The 8270-nt window shown below is 61.6% G+C and carries 8 protein-coding genes; 1 reads left to right on the plus strand and 7 read right to left on the minus strand.

What is annotated here, in order from left to right; all coding sequences use genetic code 11:
- Positions 1 to 24: 24 nt before the first annotated feature.
- The 7 genes from AAFP05_RS08465 to lpdA all read right to left on the minus strand — a co-directional run bounded on the left by AAFP05_RS08465 (position 25) and on the right by lpdA (position 6862).
- Positions 25 to 666 (minus strand): CBS and ACT domain-containing protein, encoded by a 642-nt coding sequence (locus tag AAFP05_RS08465; protein ID WP_341729421.1) that lies wholly within the window; start codon positions 664 to 666, stop codon positions 25 to 27.
- Positions 667 to 669: 3 nt separating this feature from the next.
- Positions 670 to 1374 carry an ABC transporter ATP-binding protein gene (locus AAFP05_RS08470; RefSeq protein ID WP_341729422.1) on the minus strand — a complete coding sequence of 235 codons (705 nt, stop codon included), beginning with the start codon at positions 1372 to 1374 and terminating at the stop codon, positions 670 to 672.
- Positions 1367 to 2155 (minus strand): ABC transporter ATP-binding protein, encoded by a 789-nt coding sequence (locus AAFP05_RS08475; RefSeq protein ID WP_341729423.1) that lies wholly within the window; start codon positions 2153 to 2155, stop codon positions 1367 to 1369. The genes AAFP05_RS08470 and AAFP05_RS08475 overlap by 8 nt, the downstream gene beginning before the upstream one ends.
- Positions 2152 to 3132: a branched-chain amino acid ABC transporter permease gene (locus AAFP05_RS08480; RefSeq protein WP_341729424.1), complete on the minus strand. Its 981-nt coding sequence runs from the start codon at positions 3130 to 3132 to the stop codon at positions 2152 to 2154. The genes AAFP05_RS08475 and AAFP05_RS08480 overlap by 4 nt, the downstream gene beginning before the upstream one ends.
- On the minus strand, positions 3132 to 4016 hold the full coding sequence (locus AAFP05_RS08485; RefSeq protein WP_341729425.1) for a branched-chain amino acid ABC transporter permease: 885 nt from the start codon (positions 4014 to 4016) through the stop codon (positions 3132 to 3134). Before AAFP05_RS08485 ends, AAFP05_RS08480 begins: the two co-directional genes overlap by 1 nt.
- A 76-nt stretch (positions 4017 to 4092) precedes the next feature.
- Positions 4093 to 5256 carry an ABC transporter substrate-binding protein gene (locus tag AAFP05_RS08490; RefSeq protein WP_341729426.1) on the minus strand — a complete coding sequence of 388 codons (1164 nt, stop codon included), beginning with the start codon at positions 5254 to 5256 and terminating at the stop codon, positions 4093 to 4095.
- Between the two features lie 202 nt (positions 5257 to 5458).
- Complete coding sequence (gene lpdA, locus AAFP05_RS08495) at positions 5459 to 6862, minus strand: dihydrolipoyl dehydrogenase (protein ID WP_341729427.1); 1404 nt, start codon at positions 6860 to 6862, stop codon at positions 5459 to 5461.
- Positions 6863 to 6978: 116 nt separating this feature from the next.
- On the opposite strand from lpdA, the gene AAFP05_RS08500 reads away from it, so the two are divergent.
- Positions 6979 to 8270, plus strand: a 1292-nt coding sequence (locus AAFP05_RS08500; protein ID WP_341729428.1) for a helix-turn-helix domain-containing protein, incomplete at its 3' end; no start/stop codon positions are given.

An 8270-nucleotide genomic window follows, 5' to 3' on the forward strand; every position in this document is an offset into this window, starting at 1 on the left:
ACAGTTCTCCTCAGCCGATCGAACTCACTCGTTCTTCAGCCGATATTTCAGCGTGAACCCGGCATCGGCGATCTGGCGCTCGAGATCGTCGGTGTTGAGGGTGTTCACGCCCAGCACGATGAGGCTGCGCTCCAGCCCCCCGCGGTAGACCGCGATATGGGTGATGTTGGTGCGCACCGCCCCGGTGATGGACGCGAGTCTGGCCATCACGCCAGGCTGATCGTCCGCCTCGATGACCAGCCGGGTGCCGTTCATCCGGGCACCGTTGAGTTCCATGAACGCATCGAGCAGATCAGATTCGGTGATGACGCCGACCAACTCACCGTCGTCGATCACCGGCAGGATCTCGATCTTGTTGTCGCGCATCCGAGTGGCGGCCTCTTCGAGCAGCGCGTCGGGCCCGATGGTGATCGGGTCACGGCTCATGATCTTCGAGACCTTCAGTTTCGAGAAGAGATAGACCAGTTCACCGGCGCTGAACGAGGTGGCCATCGAGGGCGACGCACGATCGATGTCGGATTGCGAAATGATGCCAACCAGTCGTCCGTTCAAGACGACAGGCAGCTTGCGGACGTTGTGCGTCTGCATGAGTTCTACGGCCTCGGGCACTGTGGTCGACGGACCGACAGTGAAGGGGTGAGCCGTCATCCGCCACCTGACGAACATTGATCAACCTCCCAGATATGCCTGGCGCACTTCATCGGCCGCCAGGAGCGTAGCGGCCTCGCCGCTGAGAACTATCTTGCCTGTCTCCATGACATACGCGCGACTCGCCACCTGCAAAGCCATGTTCGCATTCTGCTCCACGAGCAGGATCGTGGTTCCCGAAGCGTTGATATTCGCGATGATGTCGAAGATCTCCTGGACGAAAAGTGGTGCCAAACCCATCGATGGTTCGTCGAGCAACAGCACCTTCGGTGAGGCCATCAATGCCCGTCCCATTGCCAGCATCTGCTGCTCGCCGCCCGACAGAGTGCCTGCGGGTTGCTGACGTCGGTCGGCCAGGACCGGAAAGCGGGAGAAGACCTCGTCCATGTCTTTGGCAGTCTGGGACCGGTTGCGGCGCAGGAAGGCACCCAGTTCAAGGTTCTCCAAGACGGTCATCGCAGGAAAGACCCGGCGCCCTTCGGGAACCTGGACCAAGCCTCGCTTGACCCGGTCCTGGGCGGAGACCTTGGTGATCTCTTGGCCGTTCAACCAGATCGAACCCGATTCCGCGCGCTCCAGCCCCGATGAGGTCCGCAGCGTCGTCGTCTTGCCCGCACCGTTTGCGCCGATGAGCGTGACGATCTCACCCTCGTCCACCCGAAGCGAGATGCCTTTGAGCGCGTGGATGCCACCGAAGTTGACCTTGAGGTCCTTGATCTCAAACATCGCTGGCCTCCTGGCCGAGATAGGCCGTAATGACGCGCGGATCGTGACGCACCACATCGGGAGTACCCGAAGAGATGACCAAGCCGTGGTCGAGCACGTAGATCCGCTCGCAGATGCTCATCACCAGGCTCATATCGTGTTCGATCAGCAGGATCGTCAGCTTGTAATTCTCCCGGATCCAGCTGATGAGTCTGGTCAGGCCCGCCGTCTCGGCCGGATTCATGCCGGCGGCGGGTTCATCGAGCAGGAGCAGTTTGGGATTGGTCGCCAAGGCGCGCGCGATCTCCAGATGCCGCTGCTCGCCGTAGGAGAGGTTGCGTGCCAGGTCGAACGACTTGTGATCGAGGTTCATCAGCTTGAGCAGCTCACGAGCACCCTTCAGCGCCTCTTCGCGAGCCTTGGACCACGAGGGCAGATGAAAGAACGATGCCGGCAGCGAAGAGTCCTGGTTCTGCTCCAGAGCGATCACGACATTGTCCAGAACGGTCAGCTCCTTGAAGAGCCGGATGTTTTGGAAGGTGCGCCCGACGCCCGCCCGGCAGATGTCATAAGGCTTCTTGCCCGCGATCGAGGCCGGCTGGCCATCGGGGCTGAAAAGGATCTCCCCGGACGACGGCGGATACACTCCGGTGAGTAGGTTGAACACGGTCGTCTTGCCCGCGCCGTTCGGGCCGATCAGTCCGATCAGCTCGCCTTCTTCCAAAGCGATATCGACGTTGGAAACCGCGGCCAGCCCACCGAAGTTGCGGGTGAGATCCTTGACTTCGAGAATCGGGCTCATGCGATGGCGCCTTCCTTCGCATCGGTCTGCGTGCCACGCTTGGGCAGAAGGCTGCGGAACAACGTCAACGACAATTCCCGCGAGCCCATGATGCCCTGCGGACGGAAGACCATCAGCACGACCAGCACCAGCGAGTAGAGGATCATCCGGACCTCGGGGAACGGCTGCAGCAGTGTCGAGACGATGGCCAACAGCACTGCGGCGATGATCGAGCCAGAGATCGACCCGAGCCCGCCGAGCACGACGATGACCAGGATGTTGATCGACTGCATGAAGCCGAAGAGGTCGGGCTTCAAGAAGTAGAAGTAGGACGCGTAGACACCACCGGCGATCGCGCCGAAGAACGCGCCGGTCATGAAGGCCAGCGTCTTGACCCGGGTGGAGCGCACGCCGATCGATTCGGCCGCGATCTCATCCTCGCGAACCGCGATGCAGTCGCGTCCGTGCCGAGAATTGAGGAAGTTGCTGATCAGCACCACGCTGCCCGCGGTGAGCACGAAGAGCCAGCTCCAGTTGACGAACTGCGGGATACCCGACAGACCGGCCGCTCCGTTGGTGAATCCCATGTTGAGCAGCAGCACGCGGATGATCTCCGCCATGCCCAGCGTGGCGATGGCCAGGTAGTCGCCACGCAAACGCAGGGTCGGAACACCGATCAGGAAGCCGAGTGCCGCCGACAGCACGGCTCCGGTGATCAGACCGAGGACGAAGCCCCAGACAGTCGGAATCGACATCGTGATCAGCGCAGTCGAATAGGCTCCGACCGCCATGAATCCGGCGTGCCCGAGGGAGAACTGGCCGGTGAAACCGGTCACCAGGTTCAGGCTGACGGCGAGAATGATGTTCACGCAGATGGTCACCATGGTGGCCTGGATGTAGGCGTTGATCACGCCCGTTTGGATCAGCAGCAGGACGATGAGGTAGGTGGCCGCCAGCATTGCGGTGCGGACGAGGAAAGTGCGCAGACGGGGACTCATTAGACCTTCTCTCGCACATTCTTGCCCAGCAGACCGCTGGGCTTGACGATCAGGACGATGATCAGGATCGCGAAGACCGCAGCGTCGCGATAGGTCGAGAAGCCCAGACCGGATACGACAACTTCGGTGGTCCCGATCAGATAGCCGCCGATCAGCGCGCCGGGGATCAGACCGATGCCGCCGAGCACCGCCGCTACGAACGCCTTCAGGCCGGGCAGGATCCCCATCAGGGGGTTGATGGAGTTGTAATAGACGCCGACCAGCACACCTGCAGCGCCCGCCAATGCGGAGCCGAGCGCGAAGGTGAACGAAATGGTGTTGTCGACGCTGATGCCCATCAGACGGGCCGCATCGCGGTCCTGGGAGACCGCGCGCATGGCCTTGCCGAGGCGGGTGCGCTTGACGACATACTGCAGCGCGAGCATCAGTACCACGGAGACGGTGATGATGATCAGCTGCAGGGCTGTGATCGTGACACCACCGATGTTGTAGGAGCCGCTCATGAACCCGGGCAGCGGCGGGTAGGTACGCACGGCCGCGCCGGCGAAGTACATCATCGTGTACTCGAGCAGCAGTGATACGCCGATCGCCGTGATCAGCACGGCGATACGAGTCGAGTTACGTAGTGGCTTGTAGGCAACCCGCTCGATAATCACACCGAGAACAGCACAGGCGGTCATCGCCACGACGAGCGAGATGAAGAAGTCCAGATGGAGATGGGTCATGCAGACATAGCCGGCGTAGGCGCCGAACATGTAGACGTCGCCATGGGCGAAGTTGATGAGCTGGATGATGCCGTAGACCATGGTGTAGCCGAGCGCTATGAGCGCGTAGATACTGCCCAGCGACAATCCGTTGATCAGCTGTTGAAGTATTTGATCCATGTGGTTCTTCCCATCCCGAGCATGATCGTGGGGTGAGGGCGCTTTCAGCAGTCCCCCACCCCACGCATTGCCCTAACTATGCAGCCGGGACCGCTGAAGTCGGAACACCGTTGGTCAGGCCGATGACCAGTGCGGACTTATCCGGGTCGTGATTGGCGTCGATGCTGAAGGTACCGGTCACACCTTCGAAGTCAACGGTGGAGGCCATGGCATCCTTGACGCTCTCGCCGGTCGGCTGGTCGCCGGCTCGCTCGATCGCGTCGGCAACGAAGTAAGCGGTGTCATAGCCGAGAGCGGAGAAAGCGCTGGGCTCTTCGTTGTACTTCGCCTTGAAGGCCGCGATGAAATCGGTGACCTTGGCGTTGTCGCTGTCGAGCGGCGAGTAGTGGTTGGTGTAGTACACATCGTTGAGTGCCGACGCGCCACCCAACTGGAGCAGGGTCGGCGATTCGTAGCCGTCGCCACCGAGGATCGGAGCGGTGATGCCGAGCTCACGCGCCTGCTTGATGATCAGACCGACCTCGTTGTAGTAGCCGGGCAGATAGATCGCGTCGAAGCTCTGCGACTTGATGCGAGTCAGGATCGCCTGGAAGTCGGTGTCGCCTGCGACGTAGCCCTCTTCGCTCACGATGGTGCCGCCTTCGGATTGGAACTTCGCGGCGAAGTTCTCGGCGAGGCCCTTGGCATAGTCGGAGGAGGTGTCCTTGATGATGACCGCAGTCTTGGCGCCGAGCTGCGCAGCGGCGAAGCTGGCCATCGCAGTGCCCTGGAAGGAGTCGGAGAAGCAGGTGCGGAAGGCGTACTCCTGAACCTTGCCGTTGCTGACGGTGACGTCCTCGGCAGTGGCCGAGCCGGAGACCACCGGAATCTTGTTCTGGTTCGCGACGGGGATGGTCGCCTTGAACGAACCGGAGGTGGCCGGACCGATCACGGTGATGACATCGTCTTGAGTCATCAGCTTGGTCGCCAGGGTGGTCGCCTCGGCAGGCTCGGACTTGGTGTCGTACTTGACGATCTCGATCGGCTTTCCGTTGATGCCACCGGCGGCGTTGAGTTCCTCGACTGCCAACTCGACGCCCTTGACACTCGCATCTCCGTAGGTTGCGACGTTGCCGGAGAGTTCGTAGTTGACGCCGATCTTGACCGAATCGCTATCGGATGAACTGGAACCGCCACCACAACCGGCCAGCAGCGACAGCGACAGCGTGGCTGCCGCAACAGCGGCGAGACTGCGCTTCATAAAAAAGACCTCTTTCAAAAAGTTTCTGACTAAACGTCGTGCAGCAGACTATTACGCGGTTGCAGTCCGGCACCGCTGTCTCAACCGAACCGGATTGATCGAAATGCAACCGTAACCCACACCGGAGCGCATCTGATCATGCCGCCGGCCCGGCCCAGAACATGATGTCCATGGCCGGGCCGGCGACTCGAAGCCTTGCGAATCAGAGGTTGATCATATGACCGGCGGCACCCTCGACGGCTTCCTTGAGCGCCTCCGACAACGTCGGGTGGGCATGCACAACGCGTGCCACCTCGTCCGCGGTCAGGTCCCATTGCTGAGCGAGCTGAAGCTCGGGCAGCAGTTCGGTGACGTCGGGGCCGATCATGGTCAGCCCGAGGATCTCGTTGTACTGAGACTCGGTGATCAGCTTGACGAAGCCCACGGCTTCGCCGAGGCCCCACGCCTTGCCGTTGGCGGAGAACGGGAACTTCGTGACCTTGATGTCGTAGCCGGCATCCTTGGCCTGCTGCTCCGACAAGCCGAAGGTGCCGATCTGCGGCTGACAGTAGGTGGCCCGCGGAATCATCGCGTAGTTGACCGGCATGGTCTGTGCGCCAGCGATGGTCTCGGCGGCCACGACACCCTGTGCTTCGGCGGTGTGCGCGAGCATCATCTTGGCGGTGACATCGCCGATCGCGTAGATGCCGGGAACATTGGTGCGGCAGTAGTCGTCGATCGCGATCGCGCCGCGCTCGGTGAGCTGCACCCCGGTGGCCTCCAGTCCGTAACCGGTCGTCCGAGGTGCAAACCCCATGGCCTGAAGCATCTTGTCGGCCTGCAGCACCTGCTGTTGGCCACCGGCGGCGGGCTCGACGGTGACCTGGACGCCGGATCCGGTGTCGACGACCGACTTGACCGCGGTGCTGGTGAGAACCTTGATGCCGAGCTTGCGGTATGCCTTGGACAGTTCGGCGCTGATCTCCGTGTCTTCGGTGGGCACCATCCGATCGAGGAACTCGACGATGGTTACCTCGACGCCGTACGCGTTGAGCACATAGGCGAACTCGGTGCCGATGGCTCCTGAGCCGCCGATGATGATGGACGACGGGAGTTGCTCGGAAAGGATCAACTCCTGATAGGTGAGCACATTGGCCGACTTCTGGGTGCCCGGCAGCAGTTTGGCCGTGGCGCCGGCGGCGATGATGCAGTTATCGAAGGTCACGTTCTCAACCGAGCCGTCGTCAGCGGCGACGGCGATCGTCTTTGCGTCGACGAAGTTGCCCCAGCCATGCACTTCGGTGATCTTGTTCTTCTTCATCAAGAAGTGGATGCCCTTGACCATGCGGTCCGAGACTGAGCGGCTGCGGCTGAAGGCCTTGCCGAAGTCGAACGAGATGTTGTCACCTGAGATGCCGAAGGTCGAGCCCTCGCGTAGCACGATGTTGGCGACCTCGGCATTGCGCAGCAAGGATTTGGTAGGAATACAGCCGACGTTGAGGCAGACGCCACCCCACCATTGCTTCTCAATGACTGCGGTTTTCAGACCCAGTTGCGCAGCGCGGATTGCGGCTACATACCCGCCCGGCCCGGCACCGAGGACGACGACGTCGAAATGTGAGCTCATGTCTGCTGAGTCTATATCTCCTGACCGGCGGTGACATCCGGACGCCAAGATGCCTCCGCCAGGAAAGGAACGACGAATACGTTGCGGCGAACTCACATGTGAGTTATCCTGCCGTTGTGACTCAGTTGACCACGGCAGCCAGCATCGGCCGGCTCGTACGCGACGCGCGTAAGCAACGCGGACTCACTCAAACCGAGCTGGCATCTCAGCTCAACACCAGCCAGAGTGCGATCCACCGTATCGAGTCCGGCAACCAGAATCTGTCGCTCGAGATGATCAATCGCATCGCTCGAGCCCTCGAATCCCCGCTCATCGTGCCGGGCGGGCGCACCGCGATGAATCTGTCGATCACCGGCGAGACCTCGCTGTCCGGATCGATTGCCACTCGCTCGTCCAAGAACGCGGCGGTGGCTCTGCTGTGCGCGAGCCTGCTCAACCGCGGACGTACCCGATTACGCGGAATCGCCCATATCGAGGAGGTCAACCGCCTCATCGAAGTCCTGCAAAGCATCGGCGTCCAGGTGACGTGGTCGGCCGATGACACCGATCTGACGATCGTGCGCCCCGAGGTGCTCGACCTGGAGAATATGGATGTCGCGGCCGCCCGACGTACCCGCAGCATCATCATGTTCCTCGGCCCGCTGATGCATCTGGCCGATTCGTTCCGGCTGCCGTACGCAGGTGGGTGCCAACTGGGCGCCCGGACCGTCGAGCCGCATATGCAGGCGTTGCATGCCTTCGGCCTGGATGTGACCGCGACGGAGGGCTACTACAAGGCGACCGCGCGGCATTCGCGTCCCCAGCGCACCATCGTGCTGACCGAACGCGGTGACACAGTCACCGAGAATGCCCTGATGGCTGCCGCCATGACCCCCGGCGAGACCGTGCTGCGCAACGCTTCCCCCAACTACATGGTGCAAGACCTGTGTGTCTTCCTCATGATGCTGGGTGTCGAGATCGAAGGTGTCGGGACGACCACCTTGCGCATCAAGGGACAGCCCGAACTGAACAAGGACGTCACCTACACCATCTCCGAAGACCCGATCGAGGCGATGAGCCTGATCACCGCCGCCGTGGTCACGCATTCCGAGCTGACCATCGAGCGATCCCCGATCGAGTTCCTGGAGATCGAATTGGCGCTGCTCCACGAGATGGGGCTGCAGTTCTCCATCGGGGACGAGTACCGCTCAGGAAACGGCTTCACTCGGCTGGTGGACATCACGGTCAAGCCTTCCGAGCTGCACGCCCATGAGGACAAGATTCACCCGATGCCGTTCCCGGGCCTCAATATCGACAACCTGCCGTTCTTCGCCGTCATCGCCGCCTGTGCGCAAGGCCAGACGCTGATCCACGACTGGGTTTACGAGAACCGGGCGATTCACCTGGTGGAGCTCAGCAAGCTGGGCGC

The sequence above is a fragment of the Brooklawnia sp. genome (assembly GCF_032229645.1).
Taxonomy (GTDB): domain Bacteria; phylum Actinomycetota; class Actinomycetes; order Propionibacteriales; family Propionibacteriaceae; genus Brooklawnia.